Genomic DNA, 24,686 nt, shown 5'->3' with positions numbered 1-24,686 from the left:
CATCACCTACTTTATCTTAGTATACCGCTTCTAGTGGTGCTGGTCAGCAATAGTGTATTAATTTTCAAGAGAATGGAGGGAAACCATTATGAAAGTGGTTATTACAGGGGGAACTGGATTCATTGGCAGCATCTTAACAAAGAAGCTGCAGGATAATGGTCATGAAGTAGTGGTCTTAACACGTAAGCCTTCATCGCAGCATAATGGAGTTCACCATGTTCAATGGTTGACGGATCACGCCTCACCTGAGAATGAAATCGGGCAAGCAGATGCATTCGTTAATTTAGCAGGAGTGTCTATAGATGACGGCCGATGGTCTGAAGAACGAAAAAAGCAAATTTATGATAGCCGAATAACAGCTACACAAGAAGTGTTGCGTATGATACGAACACTCCCAAAGAAACCCCGTGTCCTAGTGAATGCAAGTGCGATCGGCATTTATCCTACATCGCTTACCGCTGAATATACCGAAAACTCCACTGCAGTAGGCGATGATTTTCTAGCCAAAACCGTCTATGACTGGGAACAACTTGCGGGACAGGCGAATGAAATGGGCGTACGCACTGTATATACCCGATTCGGCATTGTATTAGGTAAAGATGGCGGAGCACTTCCACTTATTAAGCTTCCTTATCAATTATTTGCCGGTGGAAAAATTGGTTCAGGCAATCAATGGTTCTCTTGGGTTCACGTGGAAGACGTAGCCAATGCCATTCTCTTCTCTATAGAGAATGATGATGTAGAAGGTCCTGTTAACGTAGTGGCACCGAGTCCAATGCATATGAATGCTTTCGGAAAAACGATTGGAAAAGTATTGCACCGTCCGCATTGGTTCCCGGTACCAAGTTTTGCAATGGAAGCTACATTGGGAGAAAAGAGTATTGTCGTTCTGCAAGGTCAACATGTAATACCGGAAAAGTTGTTGGCTAATGGATTTACATTTGATTACCCTTCCTTACGACCGGCGCTTGAAAACCTTTTAAAATAATATCAAATGTTTGTTGAGACGTTTTCACGTTTTGACAAACATTTTTTCATTACATACATACAAAAAGCGGATTGACACATGCTTAGTAAAAAGGAGTGACGCTTAATGACTCATCATTTGTCAGGAATTTTACTGGCATCTTGTTTGCTGATAGTTGGAGTGGTGATGAATCCCTTTACTGTCCAAGCAGAAGCTTTACATTGGGGTTTCAAGAAGGCTACTGAAGGAGTTCCCCCTTCTGCAGGAGCCGAACTGGATCAATTGCTTGATGATTACGGTGCAATCTATAAAGGGAAAGATGATAAAAAAGTCGTCTATCTAACATTCGATAACGGATATGAGAACGGCTACACGGAAAGCATTTTAGATACACTAAAGAAAGAGAAAGCACCCGCCACATTTTTCTTGACTGGTCATTATGTAAAAAGCGCCGGTGATTTAGTAAAACGCATGGTGAAAGACGGTCATGGTATCGGAAATCATTCATATGACCACCCGAACATGGCGAACTTAACTGAACAACAGATGGAAAATGAGTGGAAGAGGTTGGATGAAGTTGTCTATGCTACTACTGGACAAAAGAGAACAATCTACGCGAGGCCGCCAGAGGGGACATTTAATGCGAAGTTACTGCAAAAAGGAAATGACCTTGGGTACAGGCATATTTTCTGGTCTGTTGCATTCATTGACTGGCACCGAGATCAACGTAAAGGAAAAGCATATGCCTATAACGAATTGATGAATCAATTACATCCGGGTGCACTCATTCTCATGCATACCGTATCTCCTGATAATGCAGAGGCACTCCCCGATTTCATTCGTGATGCCAAGAAGCAAGGCTATGAATTCCATTCGCTGGATCAGTTAGTGAAGGAATATGAGAAAGGAAATGCGATTACACAATAAATGAGAGACCTTATCTGTATGTACACTACCAACAGATAAGGTCTCTAATTATTTGATTCATCTTCAGTTTGCATGTTTACATTCGTAGTTATCCAACGTGTTCACCGATGTTGGATTGTTACGGATCCCCTCCTTCGTTGTTATGTGTCTAGGATTCGATTCGTCTCTATAACTACGACCTCCTTTTCTTTTGATTAGACTTACTATAACAACTATTCTGTTAATTGTAAAGTGTTTTAATGAAAATTCTATTATTTTCTTTTTCTTTTGCTGTTTGCAGTACGTGCAACAAAATCAGATTGAAAAAGATAGTGTTTTCGTATACGATATCAATGATAGAAAGAGGTGTACGTATGGATAACTCACAAAATAACGAACAAGTCGTCGAACTGAAGAATCGATTCAATCAATTCATTGAAACATTAGAAGCGATTGAACCTGAACACACGGACCTCCAAGATATAGATCGTCTAATCATGTTACTCGATGAATTAGAAGAACAAATGGATAGTTCGAAAAAATAACATATACTAACGGGGGATTTTGAGATGTACATAGAGACAATTGAGAAGAGTATTTATGAACTGGTTTGTGAAACGTCCACAAACTTGCCAAAAGACGTTAGACGCGCAATCCTTTCTGCAAAAGAAAACGAAAATAAAGGCACAAGTGCTGCAATGAGTTTGGATACGATCGCAAATAATATCAATATGGCAGATGATAAACTATCTCCAATTTGTCAGGATACAGGCCTTCCTACATTCAAGATCAAAACTCCAATTGGGATAAACCAATTGGAAATCAAAGCGGCTATTGTACGCGCTTTGGAGTTAGCTACTGAAAAAGGAAAGCTTCGTCCGAACGCTGTAGATTCATTAACTGGCGATAATAGCGGCAATAACTTAGGAATCGGTCTACCGGTTGTTAAGTTTGAACAATGGGAAGAAGATTATATAGAAGTGAAGTTAATCCTAAAGGGCGGCGGATGTGAGAACAAAAACATTCAATACAGCCTCCCTACTGAATTAGAGGGCCTTGGCCGTGCAGGACGCGATTTAGATGGTATTCGTAAGTGTATCCTTCACTCGGTTTACCAAGCACAAGGACAAGGTTGTTCTGCTGGATTTATCGGTGTCGGAATCGGCGGCGATCGTTCATCCGGATATGATCTGGCGAAAGAACAACTTTTCCGCGATGTAACGGACGTTAATCCAATTCCTGATCTTGCGCAATTGGAAGAGTACGTATTAGAAAAAGCCAATCTTCTTGGAATCGGGACAATGGGCTTCGGCGGCGAAGCTACATTATTAGGATGTAAAATCGGTGTCATGCACCGCATTCCCGCAAGCTTCTATGTATCTGTAGCGTATAACTGCTGGGCATATCGCCGTATGGCAGTGAACATCAATGCAACAACCGGCGAAATCATGGATTGGCACTATAATGAAGGCGAGAAAATTGCATTCGAACAGCCAGCTGAAGAAGCAAAATCCACTGCACGTATCGTACACTTGCAAGCACCCATTTCAGAAGAAGACGTTCGTGACCTTCATGTTGGCGATGTGGTGAAAATTTCGGGCCGTATGTACACAGGCCGTGACGCAATCCACAAGCACTTAATGGACAATGACGCACCAGTTGATTTGAATGGACAAGTCATCTATCACTGTGGACCAGTTGTTCTAAAGAACGATGAAGGTAAGTATGAGATTAAAGCTGCGGGACCCACAACTTCTATGCGTGAAGAACCGTACCAGGGCGATATCATGAAGAAGTTCGGTATCCGTGCGGTGATCGGTAAAGGCGGAATGGGACCTAGAACACTTGCGGCTCTTAAAGAGCACGGCGGTGTGTACTTGAATGGTATAGGCGGGGCGGCACAGTATTATGCTGACTGTATTAAAGAGGTAGAAGGCGTCGACTTACTGGAGTTCGGTATTCCAGAAGCACTATGGCATTTACGCGTAGAGGACTTCACTGCAGTTGTCACGATGGACTCTCACGGTAACAGCTTACATGCTGATATTGACAAGTCTTCATTAGAGAAGCTTTCTCAGTTCAAAGAAAAAGTATTTAACTAATAAGCAAGCAGCGAATGTGAACTATCATTCGCTGCTTTTTTATGTAAATAAATAGATTGGCATGGATAAGTGATGGTGCGGTTATCCATCGTTACGCTGCGTTCCAGGCGGACGCGTTCGGGAGGGCTCGCGGTGAGCCAACTAGTCACTACGTTCCTTTAGTTGTCTCACCTGTCGAGCTGATCCTCCCCGAGTCGCCGCCTTCCACTCCGCTTCACTTTTGACTCGTTTTTAAATTGGAAAGTGTAGTTCAAATCTATTCTTGTACTTGATTTTGAACTCAAATTGTATTTGCACTTGAGCTTAACTTATTTAGAAGTGTGATCAAATTACAAATCTAACTTCAATACACAACAATAAGTATTATCTATTTACATTGCAAGGGATTGGAGCGGCAGGCGGCGACTCCCGATGGATCAGCCCGATTAGGTGAGACAACCGAAGAGAGTGCAACGAACTGGTTGGCTCACCGCGGGCCCATGGGAAAGCGTCCGCCTAGAGCGAGAGCCGTAGCGTAGGACGGCTTTTGCGAGCATAAGCGGAGCGTTGGGAGCACATCTTTGTACTAGAAATCCCCTCCTCAACACTAATGATAGCCTTACCCTTATAACTTTTAGCCCAATTTTCATTAATTAGCCATTTAAGTAACACTTCTCATTGAGAAATGATATACTGTAGATAATAACTATTACAACTTCATATTCATTCTATTTAGACGCCCGAAAAGTCGATTCTACTACTGTAGAGTCGACTTTACTGCTTTAATAAGAGCTTTGAAATTGAAATTCATTATCAATTAGGAGGAGAATACATGACAACATTTGCAAAAGAACAACCGCAACAGACGATTGACTGGTCTGCACGTCTTGAACTGATTGCGGCTATAGTATCTGGAATTATCATACTTGCCGCTTGGATTTTAGGGAAAAATGGAACAGAGTCCTTTTCTGTAACTCTGTATATTATAGCGTTTTTGATTGGTGGTTACGCTAAAGCGAAGGAAGGTATTGAAGAGACGATAAAAAACAAAGAACTGAATGTCGAGATGCTCATGATTTTCGCGGCCATTGGTTCAGGTATTATCGGATACTGGGCTGAAGGTGCAATCCTGATCTTCATCTTCGCAATAAGTGGAGCACTAGAAACCTATACACTTAAAAAAAGCCATAATGAAATATCTTCTTTGATGGAATTGCAACCTGAAGAAGCTTGGTTAATCCTTGAAGATGGTAGCGAGAAAAAAGTATCTACAGATTCTCTATCCATTGGAGCTATATTGCTCGTTAAACCTGGTGAACGAATTCCGGTTGATGGTGAAATCCTGAGCGGCATCACTTCGATCGATATGTCAGCCATCAACGGGGAATCAATCCCCGTGACGAAACAGGAAAATGATGAATTATTTGCAGGGACAGTTAATATTAGCGGCGCGATTCGCATGACGATGACGAAACCTAGTTCTGAGACATTATTCCAAAAGATTATTACGATGGTGCAAAATGCACAAAGCGAGAAGTCTCCTTCTCAACAATTTATCGAGCGCTTTGAAGGATCTTATGTAAAGATTGTGCTCGCTGCAGTTGTCATTATGATGTTCCTCCCCCACTTCTTATTTAACTGGGACTGGACTACAACCTTCTACCGTGCGATTGTCTTGCTAGTAGTCGCCTCCCCTTGTGCATTGATGGCTTCCATTATGCCCGCTACATTAGCGGCTGTTTCTAACGGTGCCAGAAAAGGGGTATTATTTAAAGGCGGAGTCCATTTAGAACACTTAAGTACATTGCAAGCATTTGCTTTTGATAAAACAGGTACTTTGACTAATGGAAAACCTATTGTGATGGATTTTATCGTTCGTGAAGGTGCTGACGTGAAAGAGACGCTTGCTTTATTTGCAGGTGCGGAGTCACTTTCCAATCATCCGTTGGCAAAGGCCATCATCAATTACGCGACAGAGCATGGTGTAGAACCTAAACGCAATCTTCATATTGAAGACGTTCCTGGATTCGGTATTAAAGCAGAAACTGATCAAGGGGACATTTTAATCGGTAAACCGAAATTTGTTGGCGAAGAGTTAGTAGAAGAATTTCAGGACAATGTGGCAGTATCACTTGCGAATGAAGGAAAAACGGTCATCTTCATGAGAGATGAACAAGGAATTGTAGCTCTAGCAGCTTTACAGGATACTTTGCGAAAAGAAGCTATTTCTGCGATTAAATCGCTGCAGTCTTTAGGTCTCCATACCGTCATGTTAACTGGGGATAATGAAAAGACCGCACAAGCCATCGCAAACGAAGTAGGTGTGGATTCCTACGTAGCGGAATGTCTACCTGAGGAGAAAGTGGTTCAGCTTAAGCAACTATTGAAGAAGCACGGTATGGTCGGTATGGTGGGAGATGGAATCAATGATGCCCCAGCCCTTGCTACCGCTACTTCCGGTATCGCGATGGGTGAAGGTACAGATGTGGCATTAGAGACAGCTGATGTTGTTCTCATGCAAAACGACTTGAATCGCTTATCATACGCTATTAAGCTTTCACGAAAAATGCAAAGAATCGTTAAACAAAATGTATTCTTTTCGATAGCGGTCATCTCGATCCTCATTATCGCAAACTTCATGCAAGTAGTGGATTTACCTCTTGGTGTCATCGGACACGAAGGAAGTACGATATTGGTTATATTAAACGGTTTGCGGATGCTTAATAAAATAGAGTAAAAAAAGTGAAGAAAGGAAATCCCTTTCTTCACTTTTTTTATACAATTTGTTGTTTATGTTCTTGACGATTTTTCACGACTGAATTGATTGTACCTCCAAGTATCAAAATGATAGCTGATAAGTATAACCACATAATTAATATGATAATTCCAGCGATACTACCGTACGTATTGGCATAGCTTCCAAAGTTACTAATATAGAAAGAGAATCCTAGTGAAGTAACGATCCATCCTATTGTTGCAAATATAGCACCTGGAAGTATTTCTTTAAAATGCAATTTCACACTTGGTACTAGCCAATATAGTAAAGAGAATACTGCAAAGATCAGGAATGGTGGAATGAGGAAACGTATCAAGTTCCATACAGTCAGGAACGTTTCTTCCAATCCTAGGAACGTGAAGATCACTTGCCCGATTGGTTGACCAAATATAGGTAACACTAATGCGATAATTACCGTCACAACTAACATAATAGTAAACGCAATGGACAATCCTTTAGAAACTAAAAAATTTCTATCATCTTCAACTTCATATGCATCATTCAAGCCTTTTGTTACTGCGCCCATACCTTTAGACGCGGACCAGATAGTAGCCAAGATTCCGACTGACAGCAAACCTCCACTTTTATTATCTAGTACCTCAGAAAGCGTCCCTTCAATTAGAGAAGCTGTACTTTCCGGCGCGTACTCACGGATAAACAAGAAGATTTGGCTTTGGTCTAACTGTAAGTAAGGTAGTAATGTGAAAAGAAAGATTAATAGAGGGAATAATGACAATAGAAAAAAGAACGCTAATTGCGAACCAGCTGCTGAAATATCCAATTCTTTCACTCGGATAATCAATTGTTTGAAAAAACCGCTCGTAGTAGTTGGATCAAAATCATCTTCTTCTCCGTCTTTTACATCTTTAATGAATCCTTTTACTCTTTCTCTTTGGGACTCCTCTTCATTTTCAGCATCAGAAGAAGGGGCACTTTTTTGTTTATCCAACTGATGTGTCCCCCTTTCATTTACTGATTCTACTGTTATGCTTTCTCTAATGATATTATGTTTTTTTTTTGAACCATCGGAGGCAACGAAGCGTTTCCTTCTGTTGAAACAGAAGATGCAGCTGTAGAATCGTTCTCGATAATATGCTGATAATCTGATTTGGAATCAGCAAGTGCTTCTTTTGTATCCGCAAACATTTCTTTAACTTGCGGAGTCAATGTCTTGATTTCATCGACCTGTGACTTGATGTAATTTACATCACCTTTCACTTGATCAACAAGAGTTTGTACTTTTTCTTTTTTCTGTTGGAACTCATTTTTCACGATATCCGGATTTTCTTTGTAATACAATGCTTTTTCATACGAGGATCTTGCCGTAGTGATCGTCTGCTGTCTTGTTGCTCTATCCAACATACTCACTGCAGCTCCAAGTAGCGCCCCGCCTAATACATATCTTCCAAATTTACTAGAACCCATACATGTTTCGCCTCCTTATTCACGATTACGTCTCACTTCATTATACCCATATTGCAACTTACCAAACAATCTTTGTTACACTTTATTCAAAAAAAGCTTGACGAATCGTTCTATTTTTTAGATTATTAACAATAACATGTTAATATCAGAATCTACTGAAAGGGGTTGGTCCTCGTAATCTTGGGAACATATACAAACATCACAGAGAAATTGGGGGGATGAAATGGAGAATATCGAGAAGTTCTTGACTACCGCGTCCGATTTAATATGGGGACCGCCGTTGCTCATTTTATTAATTGGTACCGGAATTTATTTAACACTGCGTTTAACATTCATTCAATTACGATTACTGCCCTATTCACTGAAACAAGTTTTTTCACGGAAGCATGATAAAAAAGCAGATGGTGACATTTCACAGTTCCAGGCTCTAATGACTGCGATGGCCGCCACAGTTGGTGTTGGTAATATCGTCGGAGTTGCATCCGCTGTTGTAGCTGGTGGACCGGGTGCGATTTTCTGGATGTGGCTAGCTGGATTCTTCGGTATGGCTACAAAATACAGTGAGGCAATCCTTGCCGTTAAATACCGCGTTAAAGATTCCAATGGATTAATGGCCGGTGGACCGATGTACTATCTTGAACATGGTCTAAAGCAAAAGTGGCTTGGTGTACTATTTGCGATATTTGGCGCACTAGCTGCGTTCGGAATCGGTAACGGAACACAATCTAAAGCAGTAGCAGACGTAATGAAAAGCACATTTGAAGTACCCCATTATATTACAGGGATCGCTTTGGTTTTATTCGGCGCACTTGTTATTCTTGGAGGTATCAAATCAATCGGTCGTGTAACGGCATTTTTCGTACCGATCATGGCATTATTCTATTTCATTGCCGGAGCGATCGTTATGGTATTGAACTTTGAACAAGTTCCAGCTGCATTCGGCCTTATCTTCACAGATGCATTCACTGGCCAGGCAGTTGCAGGTGGTGCTATCGGTACAGTGATTCGATTTGGCGTTGCACGTGGGCTCTTCTCCAACGAAGCGGGTCTCGGTTCTGCACCAATCGCTGCAGCAGCTGCACGTACAGATATGCCCGGACGTCAGGCTCTTGTTTCGATGACGCAAGTATTATTCGATACGTTGATCATTTGTTCAATTACAGGTGTTACTATTGTTATGAGTAATCAATGGCAAGATAAGTCAATTGACGCGGGTGCTTTGACGGCCCAAGCATTTGGCTCCTTCCTCGGTAATACAGGACCCATTTTAGTCTCTATTGGACTAGTATTCTTTGCCACTTCCACTATTTTAGGATGGAGTTATTACGGCGAGAAATGCTTCCAGTATCTATTCCCTAATCGTGTGGCTGTACTAGCATATCGTGTAGTATTTGTAGCATTTATTTATGTGGGGGCCACTGCATCACTTGATCTAGTATGGATCTTAGCGGATGTATTGAACGGATTAATGGCGATTCCAAACTTAATTGGATTGCTAGGCTTGTCCGGAGTAGTTATTATGGAAACTAAACGTTTCAAGAAGAAAATTGACGAAGAACGCGAAGAAGCTCGCAAGTAACACTTCGCAGTGCAGTTGACAGCTTACCGCTTTCATGAAATGATAGTTTTCATAAGAGGAAAGGCGGTAAGAATATGGATTTGTCTGCTAAATCACCTGAGAATGTCTCATACATGATTGAAAAGATTAAAGAAAAACTACGCATGGTAAATGTCGATGCGATGAAACCCGAAAACTTTAGTACAGAACAGTATGATGATTTGTACTATATGTACGAAATGGTTATGAAACGTGAAAATATCACGCCGAATGAAATGCAAGCAATTGCCACAGAACTTGGTTCTATGCGCAATTAAAAAAGCGACTCCACTTGGAGTCGCTTTTTTATTGCGCTGTGATCTGCGTGCCATCTTTTAAAACAAGTGGTTGAATGAGCACTTCTACTCTTCGGTTTTTACTGCGATTTTCTATCGTATCGTTCGGAACAATCGGCTTATACTCTCCATATCCTTTCGCACTGAAAAGATTCGGATCGACTTCATTGTCCGCGACAATGATTTTCAGGAACTCTACAGCACGCATAACGCTTAATTCCCAGTTAGATGAATACTCTGCATTGTTGATAGGAATGTCGTCTGTATGACCCGTAATGACCACCTGACGCGGTCTATCAAGTGTCAGCAGCTGAGAAATATCGTTCGCCAGTCTTTTATACTCAGGATTGATCGTTGATCTGCCGGATTTAAACAATACACTGTCTCGAATCGTTAACAACAAGCCTTCATTTGTCATTTCAGTATCAAATTGATTTTCTAGTTCATTCACGGCAATATACTCGTCCAAATCATCTTGCGTTTCCCCCAAGGATTGCTGATCTTCCATATAGGAGGAGTTTTCATCTTGCTCCCCTACCGAGTCATCCGGAACCGGGGTAGTGGTTGGCGCGCTCTCACTCATGATCCCACTACCACTTTCAAATATTTCACTAAATACTTTAGAGACTTCAGCAAATCGTCCCTCGTCTACTGAACTAGTAGCAAATAATACGATGAATAATGCCAGTAATAATGTCAGTAGATCGGCGTAAGGTAATAGCCAGGACTCATTAATATGTTCTATTTCATGTTTCTTTTTCTTACGCTTCTTCGCCAACTTTACCAGCTCCTTCGCTGCCATCAATAGCTAGCTTCTTCCGGTCTTCTACAGAAAGATAAGATGCCAATTTTTGTTCGATGACACGCGGTGCTTCCCCTTCCAATACGGAAAGAATTCCTTCGATTACCATGGTTCTCTGGCGGACTTCTTCTTTTGACTTACGTACAAGTTTATTGGAAAATGGATGCCATAAAACGTATCCTGTGAAAATACCAAGCAATGTCGCAATGAATGCAGCAGAAATCGCATGTCCTAACGCATCGATATTATTCATATCTTTTAGTGCGGCAATCAGACCTACAACAGCTCCTAGAACTCCAAGTGTAGGGGCATATGTACCAGCTTGTGAGAAGATTAGTGCTCCGACTGAATGCCGCTCTTGCATAGCCTCAACTTCTTCGCTTAATACATCACGAATATAGTCGGCATTCTGTCCGTCAATTGCCAAACTCAATCCATTTTTCAAAAACGGATCATCAATTTCATCTGTTTTTGCTTCCAAAGCAAGTAGCCCTTCCCGACGAGCAATATCAGCCCAAGAAGAAAATAGACGAATTAATTCTGCATCGGATGCAAGCTTTTGCTGCGTAAAAATAATTTTAAATAATTTGGGTATCTTTTTTAATTCATTCATCGGAAATGCGATGACTACAGCGGCAATCGTTCCTGCTATGATGATTAGGATCGCAGCCGGGTTAAGTAACGCATCGGGTGTAACCCCTTTTAGCGTCATTCCAATGAGGAGTGCTGCAAATCCTAATACTAAACCTATAATTGTGGACAAATCCATGTATAAAGCCTCCAAATACTGCATTCTTCTTATTATTTCGGTCATTTTATGACGTTGTTTAGGGATTACTGCCGACTATTCTTAGGCAGTCACTAGTATTTCATCCTATTTCAATTGCTTTATCGTTGCGAACTGTGATCTTCACTTGTTAGAATTGTCACAATACGTAAAAAGGAGATGTCATGATGAATCAATTTCAAGATCAACTTTCCAATTATGCCGACTTAGCTGTTAAGGTGGGTGTAAATATTCAACAGGACCAATATCTATTCATCAGCGCTTCTACAGAAAATACTTCATTTGTTCGATTGATCGTTGAAAAAGCGTATGAGGCAGGTGCACGACAAGTCTTCGTAGACTGGGCTGATGATGTAGTCACACGTCTGCGTTATGAAAAAGCACCAGCGGATTCTTTTTCCGAGTTCCCTACGTGGAAACAGATGGAACGTGAACAGCTAGCAGAAAAAGGTGCCGCTTTCATGTCAATCGTATCTCAAGACCCTGACTTATTAAACGGTATCGAATCTAGCAGAATACGCGATAATCAAAAAGCCGCTAGTACTGCTCTTAGCAAGTTCCGCCAAGCTATGCAGGCAGATAAATTCAGTTGGACAGTCATTGCTGCACCTTCAGCAGCATGGGCAGCTAAAATCTTCCCTGAACTATCTACGGAAGAACAAGTTCCTGCTCTATGGGATTCTATTATACGTGCTGTAAGGGCTGATCAGCCTGATCCAGTGCAAGCATGGAAAAAGCACAATGAAAACTTGCATGAAAAAGTAGATTATTTGAATGGTAAACATTACCGCAAACTTCAGTATACAGCTCCAGGCACTGACTTAACAATAGAATTACCAGAAAAGCACTTATGGTGTGGAGCTGGTAGTGTCAACCAAGCTGGGCATGAGTTCATGGCGAATATGCCGACCGAAGAAGTCTTTACGGCACCATTAAAAACTGGAGTGAATGGCTCTGTTACTAGCACTAAACCACTTAGCTATGCAGGAACAATCATTGATAACTTCACGATTCAATTTAAAGAAGGTAAAATCACAAACGTTACAGCTGATCAAGGCGAGGAAATACTGAAACAACTTGTCGATACGGATGGAGGCTCACAATACCTTGGCGAAGTGGCATTAGTACCGCATGACTCACCTATTTCCAATTCAAATGTGTTATTCTATAATACATTGTTCGATGAAAATGCTTCGAATCACTTGGCTATTGGAAGTGCCTATGCATTCTGTCTTGACGGTGGGAAAGAAATGGATTCCGAACAACTTCAAGCTAACGGGTTGAATCAAAGCTTGACACATGTCGACTTCATGATTGGATCTGAAAAGATGGATATTGATGGGATACTTGAAGACGGAACAGTAGAGCCTGTCTTCCGTAATGGCAATTGGGCATTCTAAATTCCGTCACTTTTCATTCAAAGTTTACAGTAGCTCTTAATTTTTTCTTGGAAATCGTGTATAATAGATAAGAGAACATAATACATTTCAGAAAGAGGGGCTTTCAAATGGCTTTAATGTATACAACAGTTATCGGTTACATGGTTGTTCTTGGACTTGCATCCTTGTTTACGATGCACTTCTTATCTGGATCAATGGACTCAAACGATTCCATTACTGTTGATCCAAAACCAGAAGGCAGAAACTAATTTGCTTTTATTCCAGTCTTAACAGACATGGATTTAATGATTAGAGTTGCCTAACAAGGCGACTCTTTTCTTTTACATACTATAAACAGTACGGGGGAGATCATAACCATGACATCATTATCCGAAATTATGATTTATAACAAAACGTTCGTCGAAGAAAAAAAGTATGAAGAGTTTTCCACTACGAAATTTCCGAATAAACGGATTGTCATCCTAACATGTATGGATACAAGATTAATCGAGCTCCTCCCTAAAGCGATGAATTTGAAAAATGGTGATGCTAAAATCATTAAGAGTGCCGGCGCAATCATCACGTCTCCCTTTGGCGGTTTGATGCGAAGTATTTTAGTGGCAGTTTATGAATTACAAGCTGATGAAATATACGTAGTTGGCCATCATGATTGTGGCATGAGCTCCATCAATACCGATCACATTATAGGCAATATGATTGAGCGCGGTGTAGATCCAAACATGTTCAAAACATTGAAGTACTCCGGAATCGATATGGAGAAATGGTTGCACGGTTTCAGTGATGTAACAGAAAGCGTGAAAAAGAGTGTGGACGCGATTCGTAATCACCCTCTCATCCCAACCGACGTAAATGTACATGGACTTGTTATCGATCCCGGAAACGGCAAGCTGGACATTATTGAAGATGGTTACAAAGTACAGGAAGTCTCTCAGTAAAATAACTTTATGAAAAATCGGCCTCTTCTACTGAAGGGTCGTTTTTTTGTGTTTTTATGATGTGGGGTGTGGTGCGGCGGTTATAGAGTGGTTGGGGCGAATGTATGAGCGGTTTGTAGACTTCATAGAGCGTTTGGCCGGCGGGATAGAGCGGATCAACATGAACTATGAGCGCTTAAACCGGATGTATGAGCGGTTGGCGGGCGTGATAGAGCGGATCAACATGAACTATGAGCGGCAACGGACACATCCACACTGCCATACCACCTCAAAAAAACTATAAAAAACCAGCATCTTCTATTCGAAGAGCCGGCTTTTCCATATAGTTATCCACTTTTCCAAAAGGGTCTTACCCTTTCAATAATCCTCTTCCACAATGGCATACATATAATGATCTTCCCACACACCATTAATAAATAGTAATTGGCGTAACAATCCCTCACGCTGAAATTGTGCTTTTTCCAACACTTTGACTGAACCTACATTACGAGGAGATACATAGGCTTCTACCCTGTGTAAATTCACTTTTTCAAACGCAAACTGATTAATGAGTGAGACCGCTTCCGTGCCGATGCCTCTTCCTGCTTGCCGCTGATCAATGGAATACCCCACAAAACCACTGGAAAACGGTAACCGTTTGATGCTGTACAATGAAATCTGACCGATGATTAAACTTGTTGCTGAATCAAAAATACCGAAATTATACTCCCGTCGATCACGCATTTGATAGAGAGATTCTCGAATTTTATCTCGTTGCATTGCTACTGTGTAATACGTATTATCGTGCCTTGGTTCAAATTCCGTCCAGTACTCCTTATTGGCAATTAGCAGCTGGGTGAATTGATACGCATCATCTTCTGTAAGTATCCGTAGGTAGCACTGCTCCCCTTCGAGTAAAATCATTTGTCCTCATCCTTTTCGAAGCATTCTGTTCTTGCCTTCTACTTTATCCAATCGATATGAATGAAATGGAGATTCAGTACCAGTTACCTGAATTCATTAGTTCTTATTATAGATTTTTTACATCTACAAGACAATAGAACGCCACATTTTCTCATTTGTAAAGGAAAATTCATACTTTTCCCCTCCATCGATCCTTATTCTCTGTATACTGTTGGTCAGGAGGATTTTATCATGCTAAGAATTATTTTGATGGTACTTTCGCTACTCATCATGATTGGAACTCATATCGCTGCAAATTTAATCCCACTTAACGGACTGACTACTTGGGAAATTGCTAATCGAGTACCGGTTCTATTCATGCCTGCAGAGTACGTTTTTTCAATTTGGATAGTGCTAGATCTATTACTTGTCAGTTGGCTATACATGTTTTTCAAAACATCAGCTAGACTTTCTTCATCCGTTGCCAATCTACGTGCAATTTCTTTCTCAGTCAGCTGCTTTTTAAATATCGCATGGCTTTTATTATGGCATTATAGTTATTATTACTGGGCCATCGTCAGCGTAATTGCTTTGTTAATTTGTTTACTCGTGCTGTATTTCAGTTACGCCAAAATAGAGGGAACGAATCGCGAACGACTTCCGATTTCCGCTTACATGGCATGGATCTTCATCGCTGTCATTGCAAATTCTAACTATGCTTTCAAATTCCACGATTGGACAGGATGGGGTTTGAGTGATCCACTATGGACAGTACTGTTCTTAACTCTGACTGCAGCGATCGCTCTACATTTTATGTATCATTACCACGACTCTATGTTTAATTTAATTATCATTTGGTCTTTCATCGGTATTGCAATAAAAAATGGAACTGATGAACTATTTGTTTCAACAGCCGCTTTATTTCTTTCCGCAGTTATCGGTTTTATACTATTTATGGGGCAGCGTTTTTCAAAGCCTACCCAATTATAACACGGTGCCAATTGGGCAACCGTGTTTTTTTTATGATTATACCGTAAACTAGGGTATAGGTTAGAGTATGGACTATCATGCTAGAGAGTGGAGGTTACGCTATGTCAAATTCAAAATTATTGTCTTCACTTAGTTATTTCAGTGTATTTTTCGCTCCCCTTCTATTGCCGATCATCATTTACTTCGTTGCAGATGAATTCGAAGTTCGTCGCCATGCAAAAAAGGCACTCATTTCACATATCGTCCCTATGGCATTACTAATTGCTGGGTTTATCATCATGTCCTTTTCGATATTTTCCTTTAATGTCGATACCATTACCAATACAAACAGCAATATGATGTTCTGGGGATTCGTTCCTATGCTATTCATCATTCTATATAGTTTATTGTTTGTAAGCGTCTTGATTTGGAATGTGTATCAAGGTGTAAAAGTCTTGAAGTAAGTAATGGAAAGAACAAGCTAATCATTAAAAAAACATCGATAAAGTATGATATAGTAGAATTGAATAAATTGTACGGAAGAAAGGACTTGTGAACATGATTGTAAAAAATGATGAAGAATTAGCGGGGTTACGGGCAATAGGTAAAATTGTTGCGGAGATTCGTGAAACGTTGAAAGATGCTACAGTACCTGGCATCACAACGAAAGAACTTGATGATATGGCAGGTCGTCTGTTCACTGAAAAAGGTGCAGTTTCTGCTCCTATCGACCAGTATGACTTCCCGGGCTATACATGTATCAGCGTCAACCATCAGGTAGCGCATGGCATTCCAGGAAGCTACGAGATAAAAGACGGTGATCTCGTGAATATAGATGTTTCTGGATCAGCTGGCGGCTATTTTGCAGACACTGGGATTTCATTCGTGGCAGGTACACCTGATGAGAAAAAGCAGAAATTATGCGACGTAGCAAAGTCAGCTTTGGACCGCGCGTTATTGAAAGTAAAAGCAGGTTCTAGTCTGAATCAAATCGGTAAAGCTGTAGAGCGTGAAGCAAAAGATAATGGCTTACATGTGATCAAAAACTTAACCGGTCATGGAATTGGTACGGCCCTTCACGAAGAGCCTCAACATGTTCTGAATTATTATGACCCTTGGGATAAAACGTTATTGAAGGATGGTATGGTTCTGGCAGTGGAGCCATTCATTTCACAAACGGCTGAGCAAGTGGTTGAACTAGATGACGGTTGGACTTTTGTAACGCCTGATAAATCGCTCGTTGCACAGATTGAGCATACGATAGTCGTGACGAAGGGTCAGCCTATTATTTTGACTCAGCTTGATTGATGATAGAAATGAGTATGTATGGATGTTTCCGTGCATGCTCATTTTTTATACTTACAGAGCGTGTAGAGATCTAACCTGCTATAGTAAAAGAAAAACTGAAGGCCACCTCCCTGATAAGAGAGTAGTCTTCAGTCTTTTTGCATCGTCGTTTGGATGATACTTTTTTGTTATTTCTTTTTCTTAACTTTTGGCTTTGATTTCTTTGGTGCTGCTTTTTTCATGTCGTCGACTGTCTTGGAATTTCCTTCGATCAGTTGTCCATTGTACCAAACTTTTTGGACTGTTTTGATACCCTTGGAAACTTTACGGTAGTCGCGTTCTTCTGGGTAGGATAGAAGTGTGAGGACTTCTCCGTCTGCTCCTGCACGGCCTGTTCTTCCTGATCTATGCACGTATTGTTCGGCTGTATGAGGTACGTCGACATGGATGACGTGCGTTAGTCCTTCGATGTCCAGTCCTCGTGCCGCTAAGTCTGTAGCGATAAGGATGCGAATAGTACCTTTTCTGAAGTCTTCCAATGTTTTCTGACGGTCAAGTTTTTTCATGTCAGAATAAAGGACTGCGATCGGTGCATCATTGTAGAGTAGTTTTAGTTCTTTCATGCGTAATTGATCCACATTATTCATGAATGTTAGCGCCCGTACGCCTGATAATGCAGAAATCCCTCGTAGTATGTCCGTCTTTCTGCGCTCATCTACTTTTACGTATGAATGAACCACTTGACCACTATTTGGAATTTCATCTGAATTGACTTGCAGTCGGATTGGATCTTTCATCAGCTGCTTGGCAACGAGTTCGATTTCATCCGTAATTGTAGCCGACACAACCGCTAACTGACGTTCAGGGTTTGCTGCTTCAATCAAGCTTTTTACCAGTACGCGATATTCGCGCGACAAAAGCTGATCCCCTTCGTCAATGACTAAGTATTGAATATCATACATTTTTAGTTTTCTTTCTCTTACTAGTTCATTTAATCTTCCTGGTGTGCCGACTACGATCGTCGGTTTTTTCTTTAGCTTTTCGACTTGACGTTGCATGTTTGCACCGCCAATTAGCTGAGTTACCGTTACGGAAGTTCCTTCAACCAATTCACGTATCACATTAACGATTTGCATGGATAACTCTTGTGATGGTGTAATTATTAACGCTTGTGTCTTCGGTAGATTGCCGTCGACCATTTGAATCACAGGTAATGCGTAGGCTAGTGTTTTACCTGTCCCTGTTGGTGATTCAGCTACTATGTCTTTACCAGACAACATCTCGGGTATCATTTGAGACTGAATCGGCATAGGCTGTTTAAATTTCCATTTTGTGCGTAAAGATTCATTCAGCTCGTCTAAAAAATTCATTCGGTTCACTCTTTTCTGTAGTTGAGGACTTCAACCGGTTATTTTTTTTGAAGCTTCTTTTTCAACTTCTGAATTTTAGGCACTACTTTCACAAACATGTTATAAATAAACGGTTTGTACACTTTATCAATTTCACCGATAAATTCTGTCACTCCGTCTACCTGACAAAAACTGTTTTTAAAATTATATAATCCATCTTGCTCACTGTCGAGTACGAATACTCCACCAAGATCATACTGTTCTGCACCTATCTCCAATCCCCACTTCATCATTTCATAGTTCATTAAATAACTAGGATTTAGATTACGCTTCGTGTTGGAGCTACCCGCATATAAGTAATATAATTTTCCGTTATAGTTAATAGTTACAGCACCAGCTAAATAGTCGTCTTCGTGCTTGGCTATATAGATACGTAAATCATCGAATGCTTCTCGCATTTTAACGAAATAATCATATGAACGAATAGAAATTTGATTTCGAACAGACATTTCTTCATGGATTTCAAAGAATTTCTTTAAATATTCATCACTGCGTGAATAAGATACCTCCACACCTTTACGTGCTGAACTTCGGATTTTACTTCTCGTTCTGCTACGGAACTTAAGCATCAAAGAATCTTCATCTTCGTCCGTCAATTTAACAATCATATTATAGCGAGGCTGGATTAAATCTTCTTTACCAGCGCCTTCGTTACGTACCATATAACCTGCATCACGATATAACTTGTCCAATTCATCTGTATATAGCTGTTCAGGATCCATTTTTAATGCAAAGGCTTTATGTTTTTTCACAAGCACTTCTGCCTCTTGAATCAATTCTTCAACCAGCTTCTGATCATGTAAATCGCAAATAGGTCCACGTGGTGCATATAGTAATGAAAAACCGCCTGGTACCTTACGTATCAATAAGGACATAGCGGCTACAATTTCTCCGTCCCGTTCTACATATACTTGCTCGTTACCCCAGTCATCTTTTACATGCGCCCAATTGGGATCTTGTGTAATCGAACGAAACGGAGAATTTCTCATAAACGTTTCATATCTTTCAACATCTTTTGCATTACTTTTATCTAAAATCGGCACTGCTCGAACACTCCTTACGTTACTATAGCTCCATACAATTTCCGTTTTAAACTTTTGAAAATCTTTAAGAACCGTATAGCCACAGCTCTATTAAGTGTATCCTACTGCATTTTTCAAGTCAAGAATCGAAGGGTATACACCTGCCATTTAACAACGAAGCTTGAAAATTAAGTAATATATTACTATTAAATGAGACAAACTATTTCGTTATCAATCGGAATAGCCTATACTATAAAAAGGGTAGAAAGGTTCACATAAAAATGCAAAAGGGGGATTACATATTGAAAGGTTCAGTACGCAACAAATTGATAGCGCTTGCAGCACTAGTTATTTTAATTCCATTAGTAGCTGTTGGTGTCGTCAATTACTTTGTGGCGAAGCAAGAGCTTGAGACTGTCGGGGAAATGGGATTACAGAACGGGACATACGCTGTCCTAGATTTGATCGATGAGCTCAATGTTCAAGTAGAGAACGGGACAATTAGTTTAGAAGATGCCCAAGAACGGGCTAAAGAAAAAATCATGGGACCTATGGCCACAGATGGTACTAGATCTTTAGACAATCCAGCGAAATACGGGGAGAACTTCTACTTTTATGTAGTGGATGACGAAGGCACTTTGCTAGTACATCCACAGAAAGAAGGAGAAAGTCTCTATGAAACCAAAACAAAAGATGGACGTTACTTCATTCGTGAAGTAATTTCAGAAGCTAAAAACGGAGGCGGTTATGTACAATATGACTGGCCGCTACCAAGTAACTTGAATGTAGAAGCACCAAAAATCACGTACGGCTTAGAAGATCCTAAATGGGGATGGATCGTAGTGGCCGGAACCTATTTAGTAGACTTTAATGCTGGAGCAAAAAATGTTTTATGGTACACCTTAATTTCAGTAATTATTTCTATAATTGTAGGAGTTACATTATTTTCGATTTTCTCAGGACGTCTGACATCATACATTAAAAATATCCGCCTCATTACAGCTGAAATTGCGCAAGGTCAATTGTCAGGTGAAGATATTCCAATCCGTTCACGTGATGAGCTTGGCCATTTAGCTGAAAATGTGAATACGATGAAAAATAATCTGAATGAGATGGTCGGTCACACAAGACTTTCTTCAGACCGCATGCGAACATCATCCGAAACACTGAGCGCAATCACGGAAGAAGCAACAGCATCTGCTGACGAGATCCACAGCGCTATTGCTGAGGTATCTTCAGGGGCTGTATTGCAATCAGAAGAAGCAGATATTGCGATCACAAAAGTGGGGCAATTATCTACACTGATTTCCAACGCAGCAGCGCAATACGAAAACGTTGTGACGGAGATGCGCAGCATGAACGATCTACAGAGTTCTGGTATGCAAAAGGCCGAGAATTTAGAAGAAAACTCTCAGAATTTCAACATCGTCATTAACGATTTACAAGGTAACTTCTCACAACTTGTATCTAGAATGAATGAGATACAAGCCATCGTCCAAACGATTTCATCGATTTCAGAGCAAACGAATTTACTTGCATTAAACGCTAGTATTGAAGCTGCTCGCGCAGGGGAACATGGTAAAGGATTCGCTGTAGTAGCCAACGAAGTACGTCATTTATCTGAAGACACGAACGAGGCAACTACGAGAGTTCGCGACCTCCTCGTGCATATTCGAAAAGATACGACGACTGCTGAAAACCAAATGAAACACACATTAGAATTGACGAGTAATCAAGAAGGCACCATTATGGAAACTAAACATGCTTTCGAACAACTATCCGATTCCATTCTCAACATCACATCACTGTTGAAAACTATGGAAAATGATATGAACAGTATGGATGAAAATCGACAACACGTTGTTCAGGCAATTGATCAAATTGCCGCTGTCGCGACTGAATCCGCAGCAGCTACCGAACAAGTCAATGCATCTATTGATGAACAAAAAGCTGCGATTAGCACGATTATGCATGCTTCTCTCGACCTTCATACAGAAGCGGAGAATATGCACGACTTAGTAGACCGATTCAGCTAATAACTTAATAAGAATAAAATATCCCTGCGCAGATGCGCAGGGATTAGTTTATTCTTCAACAGCGTTTTTATACTTCTTGTAGTAGTTTATTTGACGCATAAGTAAATACAACTTACGCTTCATATGCTTATCTTTATTGTAAAATAAAGGATTTCCGTACTTTCCTGCTTTGATCAGAGATCGAATCTCCTTTTCCATAGGCGGATTATCAACAAACTTTTTCAATACCGCTTTCGGTACGACAGTGAATAGGAAATGGTCATCTAGATATGTTAACGGCTTTTCCTTACCGTATACTAAGTCATCGACCAAATACTTCGCCATATTCTCACCGCACTGTGTAATGTAATAACTTGAACGTCCTTGACGGATATTCACTTCAAACGCTTTGAATTTACCATCGCGTTCATCGTATTTCAAATCGAAGTTTCCGTAACCGACATAGCCAATTGCTTCAAGGAAGTTGGCTAGTTTTGTCATAATTTCTTTATCATACCGCGTAATCAGCGCTGTATAGTTTCCGATGGCAGTCATCGCACGTTCTTGTAATACCACCTGCGCCAATGTGATTAACTGTGCTTTACCATGCTGATCTGCATAATATACAGCATCCCACATATACGTATCATCACCAGGAATGAAATCTTGGATGATCAGATCTTCTGTATATCCACTTGCTTTTACCATTTGAATAATTCGATTGATTTCCTCATATGTATCGACCTTATAGATCTTCTGCAACCCTTCAAACGGATGGCGATAGTATTGAACTCCGTCGCTCGGCTTGATGATGACCGGGAACAGTACTTCTTCCGTAAATGGTTCATCGGATAAACATGAATGAAAGTATGTAGAAGGTGTATCTATCCCATGTTCAGCACATAATTCATAGAAATTCTTCTTAATATACACGGCATTCATAATTTCTTCATTGATATAATTGAACAAGAAATCTTCTTGCAAAGCTTCTCGTTGCTCAATAATCAGACGGACATATAAATCGTCTGTACCGACAAGCACTAATTTTTGATCAGCTGTTCTATATTTTTTAGCAATTTCACGTAAAAACTGGACGAATATTTCCGGATCATGCAAACCTGGATTTAATTCTTGGATATCTGTAATCGTACTATAGCTTGTGAACGGCAATGGTTCTCTACCTACAATTACAGGTTTAATGCCATATTCTTCATGAAATGAAATCGCCATATTATAGGCGTTAATATTAGTTCCGACAATAATCGGGATAAAAGAATGCTTACTCATATATTCCTCCAACAGACGTTTTTCCATTTAGTGTAGTTGCACCGAATTCGTAAGTCAAGAATGGACGTTTTCCACTAACCATACGTTTTATAAACTTCATCATGCGTAGTATATAATTCCCAAGGATAAACTCGTGGAGCTTCCGAAGTAAATTGTAGCTTTTCCTTTGTTGTCGGATGTTCGAACTTCAACTTGTGTGCCCATAACGCAATCTGTTCGCCACGTTTATTCATTGAACTACCATATTTCTGATCACCATAGAGCGGGAGGCCTTCTGTTGCCATTTGTACCCGAATCTGGTGTGATCGTCCTGTATGTAGACGTACACTTACTAAGCTTTGATCAATTTTACTGTCAAGTACTTGATAATCCAAACTGGCCACCTTCCCCTCCGGATGATTCGGCTTCACACTGTACACTTGATTTTTTTGACGATTCTTGTATAAATAATGCTGAAGAGTAGATTGTTTTTTCCGAGGCACACCACGGAGAACTGCTAAATATTTACGTTCAATGATACCGCGACGAAGCTGATCGGATAGACGGGATGCCGCTTTGGAAGTTTTAGCAAATACCATTACGCCGCCAACGGGACGATCAAGACGATGTACTAAGCCAAGATATACCTTTCCCGGCTTTTGATAACGTCTCTTAATATCTTGCTTTAAAATAGTTAATACGTCCAAGTCCCCGCTCTCATCTTTTTGCACCGGTACATTGACCGGTTTTTCAACGACTAAGAGATGGTTATCTTCATATAATATAGGGATCTTCATTTTATGGATTCCTCTTTTTTTATTAAATCCAATAATGCCTGACAACCTTCGAGCACCAAGTCGTATGTTTCTTGGAAATCACCAGTGAAGTACGGGTCTGGAACGTCTTTTTGATGACTAGTCAAATCCAAAAAACGAAGCACACGTTGATGATTATGATCACCAAATATGTTATGAATATTTCGGATGTTTTCTGCATCCATTCCGATAATATAATCAAATTCCTCCGCATCTTTCACGTTCAATTGACGTCCGGCCATCCCTTCTGCCGAAACTTGAAATTCTGCCAGTTTGGACAGCGTTCCTTCATGGGGCGCTTTCCCGACATGCCAATCACTTGTTCCTGCGGAGTCTACTTCGATGCGCCCTTGCAATCGTTCATCATGAATCATCTTACGAAATACTCCTTCGGCCATAGGTGAGCGACAAATATTCCCCAGACAAACGAACAATACACGTATCATACAACTCTCTCCCTTTACTAGTATATTTCTACTCTAGTATACATCATTCGATAAGTTCCTTCATTCTATGTATAATAATTGGCGATAATTCCAATCTTCCTGAAGTACAACTCCTACTCAAGAGAATTAAGTCGTAGTTTATATTTATTAGTATTTCATGCTACAATAGGACTTAAATACCAATAGACAGGGCATGATATAGAAAAAGGAGGTCTACCCAATGCAGATTGTTTTTGAAGCAACCTGGGAAGCTACTTTATCGGACAAACAAAAACAGGCTTTTATTCTTCAATATGAAACTAATAGATCAGTACATGAAGAATTTACAGCTACACCTATACTGTTAAAACGAAAACGCAATGGAGGATTAGTCGCCACTGTATTCTTGCAAAATAATCGTGATGAATTATTATCTATTCGTGAGGCTATAGTATGTGTAGTGAATGAACGCAGAGATATAGTAGCTGAGGAGACTTTTTCATTGTCCCTCGATATTCCACCTTTTACCGCAACACCATGGTCTTTCATCTTCTTACCTACTTATGTACATTCTATTGAAGAACCTACTGACGGATGGAAAGTCATCATAAAGTAATATAAAAA

25 protein-coding genes are annotated in these 24,686 nt (G+C 40.4%); 15 read left to right on the top strand and 10 right to left on the bottom strand.

The window, feature by feature from the left end:
* The first annotated feature begins 88 nt into the window (after window positions 1-88).
* From CSV72_RS13160 to CSV72_RS13140, 5 genes are all read left to right on the top strand, one after another.
* Window positions 89-988, top strand: coding sequence for a TIGR01777 family oxidoreductase (locus CSV72_RS13160; RefSeq protein ID WP_099678722.1), 900 nt, complete (start codon window positions 89-91; stop codon window positions 986-988).
* Window positions 989-1,093: 105 nt separating this feature from the next.
* Window positions 1,094-1,894, top strand: a complete 801-nt coding sequence (locus CSV72_RS13155) for a polysaccharide deacetylase family protein (protein ID WP_099678721.1) — start codon at window positions 1,094-1,096, stop codon at window positions 1,892-1,894.
* Between the two features lie 353 nt (window positions 1,895-2,247).
* The gene (locus tag CSV72_RS16920; protein ID WP_099635128.1) at window positions 2,248-2,418 is read left to right on the top strand and encodes an SE1561 family protein; all 171 of its coding nucleotides are present in this window, start codon (window positions 2,248-2,250) and stop codon (window positions 2,416-2,418) included.
* Window positions 2,419-2,442: 24 nt separating this feature from the next.
* Entirely contained in the window at window positions 2,443-3,975 is a 1,533-nt protein-coding gene (locus tag CSV72_RS13145; RefSeq protein ID WP_099678720.1) for a fumarate hydratase, read from the top strand.
* 811 nt (window positions 3,976-4,786) lie between these two features.
* Window positions 4,787-6,691 carry a heavy metal translocating P-type ATPase gene (locus CSV72_RS13140; protein WP_099678719.1) on the top strand — a complete coding sequence of 635 codons (1,905 nt, stop codon included), beginning with the start codon at window positions 4,787-4,789 and terminating at the stop codon, window positions 6,689-6,691.
* Between the two features lie 37 nt (window positions 6,692-6,728).
* Here CSV72_RS13140 and CSV72_RS13135 read toward each other — a convergent pair whose 3' ends face one another.
* Together CSV72_RS13135 and CSV72_RS13130 are read right to left on the bottom strand one after the other, a co-directional pair.
* Window positions 6,729-7,679 (bottom strand): YihY/virulence factor BrkB family protein, encoded by a 951-nt coding sequence (locus CSV72_RS13135; protein ID WP_099678718.1) that lies wholly within the window; start codon window positions 7,677-7,679, stop codon window positions 6,729-6,731.
* Between the two features lie 35 nt (window positions 7,680-7,714).
* A complete protein-coding gene (locus CSV72_RS13130; protein ID WP_099678717.1) occupies window positions 7,715-8,155 on the bottom strand; it encodes a hypothetical protein in 441 nt (146 codons plus the stop codon).
* 223 nt (window positions 8,156-8,378) lie between these two features.
* On the opposite strand from CSV72_RS13130, the gene CSV72_RS13125 reads away from it, so the two are divergent.
* Together CSV72_RS13125 and CSV72_RS13120 are read left to right on the top strand one after the other, a co-directional pair.
* A complete protein-coding gene (locus CSV72_RS13125; RefSeq protein ID WP_099635133.1) occupies window positions 8,379-9,734 on the top strand; it encodes an alanine/glycine:cation symporter family protein in 1,356 nt (451 codons plus the stop codon).
* Between the two features lie 74 nt (window positions 9,735-9,808).
* Entirely contained in the window at window positions 9,809-10,030 is a 222-nt protein-coding gene (locus tag CSV72_RS13120) for a DUF1128 domain-containing protein (RefSeq protein WP_099678716.1), read from the top strand.
* Window positions 10,031-10,058: 28 nt separating this feature from the next.
* Here the strand turns inward: CSV72_RS13120 and motB are convergent, their stop codons facing one another.
* Entirely contained in the window at window positions 10,059-10,826 is a 768-nt protein-coding gene (motB, locus tag CSV72_RS13115; protein ID WP_099678715.1) for a flagellar motor protein MotB, read from the bottom strand.
* Window positions 10,810-11,619, bottom strand: a complete 810-nt coding sequence (motA, locus tag CSV72_RS13110) for a flagellar motor stator protein MotA (protein ID WP_099635136.1) — start codon at window positions 11,617-11,619, stop codon at window positions 10,810-10,812. Before motA ends, motB begins: the two co-directional genes overlap by 17 nt.
* A 185-nt stretch (window positions 11,620-11,804) precedes the next feature.
* Between motA and CSV72_RS13105 the strand changes: the two genes are divergently transcribed.
* The 3 genes from CSV72_RS13105 (at window position 11,805) to CSV72_RS13100 (ending at window position 13,972) form a co-directional block, all read left to right on the top strand.
* Window positions 11,805-13,037, top strand: a complete 1,233-nt coding sequence (locus tag CSV72_RS13105) for an aminopeptidase (RefSeq protein ID WP_099678714.1) — start codon at window positions 11,805-11,807, stop codon at window positions 13,035-13,037.
* Window positions 13,038-13,144: 107 nt separating this feature from the next.
* Complete coding sequence (locus CSV72_RS16915; RefSeq protein WP_199168577.1) at window positions 13,145-13,285, top strand: hypothetical protein; 141 nt, start codon at window positions 13,145-13,147, stop codon at window positions 13,283-13,285.
* A 108-nt stretch (window positions 13,286-13,393) separates the two neighbouring features.
* The gene (locus CSV72_RS13100; protein WP_099678713.1) at window positions 13,394-13,972 is read left to right on the top strand and encodes a beta-class carbonic anhydrase; all 579 of its coding nucleotides are present in this window, start codon (window positions 13,394-13,396) and stop codon (window positions 13,970-13,972) included.
* Between the two features lie 357 nt (window positions 13,973-14,329).
* Here the strand turns inward: CSV72_RS13100 and CSV72_RS13095 are convergent, their stop codons facing one another.
* On the bottom strand, window positions 14,330-14,875 hold the full coding sequence (locus tag CSV72_RS13095; protein ID WP_099678712.1) for a GNAT family N-acetyltransferase: 546 nt from the start codon (window positions 14,873-14,875) through the stop codon (window positions 14,330-14,332).
* 231 nt (window positions 14,876-15,106) lie between these two features.
* On the opposite strand from CSV72_RS13095, the gene CSV72_RS13090 reads away from it, so the two are divergent.
* From CSV72_RS13090 to map, 3 genes are all read left to right on the top strand, one after another.
* A complete protein-coding gene (locus CSV72_RS13090; RefSeq protein WP_099678711.1) occupies window positions 15,107-15,844 on the top strand; it encodes a hypothetical protein in 738 nt (245 codons plus the stop codon).
* 101 nt (window positions 15,845-15,945) lie between these two features.
* Window positions 15,946-16,287: a magnetosome magnetite crystal formation protein family gene (locus CSV72_RS13085; RefSeq protein WP_099635141.1), complete on the top strand. Its 342-nt coding sequence runs from the start codon at window positions 15,946-15,948 to the stop codon at window positions 16,285-16,287.
* Between the two features lie 94 nt (window positions 16,288-16,381).
* On the top strand, window positions 16,382-17,131 hold the full coding sequence (map, locus tag CSV72_RS13080; RefSeq protein WP_099678735.1) for a type I methionyl aminopeptidase: 750 nt from the start codon (window positions 16,382-16,384) through the stop codon (window positions 17,129-17,131).
* Between the two features lie 167 nt (window positions 17,132-17,298).
* Here map and CSV72_RS13075 read toward each other — a convergent pair whose 3' ends face one another.
* A complete protein-coding gene (locus CSV72_RS13075; protein ID WP_099678710.1) occupies window positions 17,299-18,480 on the bottom strand; it encodes a DEAD/DEAH box helicase in 1,182 nt (393 codons plus the stop codon).
* A gap of 38 nt (window positions 18,481-18,518) precedes the next feature.
* Window positions 18,519-19,562, bottom strand: a complete 1,044-nt coding sequence (locus CSV72_RS13070; RefSeq protein ID WP_099678709.1) for a lipid II:glycine glycyltransferase FemX — start codon at window positions 19,560-19,562, stop codon at window positions 18,519-18,521.
* A 281-nt stretch (window positions 19,563-19,843) separates the two neighbouring features.
* Here CSV72_RS13070 and CSV72_RS13065 point away from each other — a divergent pair, with 281 nt between their 5' ends.
* Window positions 19,844-21,577: a methyl-accepting chemotaxis protein gene (locus CSV72_RS13065; RefSeq protein ID WP_233191287.1), complete on the top strand. Its 1,734-nt coding sequence runs from the start codon at window positions 19,844-19,846 to the stop codon at window positions 21,575-21,577.
* A gap of 48 nt (window positions 21,578-21,625) precedes the next feature.
* Here the strand turns inward: CSV72_RS13065 and CSV72_RS13060 are convergent, their stop codons facing one another.
* The 3 genes from CSV72_RS13060 to CSV72_RS13050 all read right to left on the bottom strand — a co-directional run bounded on the left by CSV72_RS13060 (window position 21,626) and on the right by CSV72_RS13050 (window position 24,083).
* Window positions 21,626-22,843 (bottom strand): carboxylate--amine ligase, encoded by a 1,218-nt coding sequence (locus tag CSV72_RS13060; protein WP_099635146.1) that lies wholly within the window; start codon window positions 22,841-22,843, stop codon window positions 21,626-21,628.
* A 74-nt stretch (window positions 22,844-22,917) separates the two neighbouring features.
* Window positions 22,918-23,619 (bottom strand): RluA family pseudouridine synthase, encoded by a 702-nt coding sequence (locus tag CSV72_RS13055; protein ID WP_099678707.1) that lies wholly within the window; start codon window positions 23,617-23,619, stop codon window positions 22,918-22,920.
* Window positions 23,616-24,083: a low molecular weight protein-tyrosine-phosphatase gene (locus CSV72_RS13050; RefSeq protein ID WP_099678706.1), complete on the bottom strand. Its 468-nt coding sequence runs from the start codon at window positions 24,081-24,083 to the stop codon at window positions 23,616-23,618. The genes CSV72_RS13055 and CSV72_RS13050 overlap by 4 nt, the downstream gene beginning before the upstream one ends.
* A gap of 220 nt (window positions 24,084-24,303) precedes the next feature.
* Between CSV72_RS13050 and CSV72_RS13045 the strand changes: the two genes are divergently transcribed.
* On the top strand, window positions 24,304-24,678 hold the full coding sequence (locus CSV72_RS13045) for an SLAP domain-containing protein (RefSeq protein WP_099678705.1): 375 nt from the start codon (window positions 24,304-24,306) through the stop codon (window positions 24,676-24,678).
* The last annotated feature ends 8 nt before the right edge of the window (window positions 24,679-24,686 follow it).

Source organism: Sporosarcina sp. P20a (genome assembly GCF_002743175.1).
Taxonomy (GTDB): Bacteria; Bacillota; Bacilli; order Bacillales_A; family Planococcaceae; genus Sporosarcina.
This window is presented reverse-complemented; position numbering and strand designations above follow the sequence as displayed.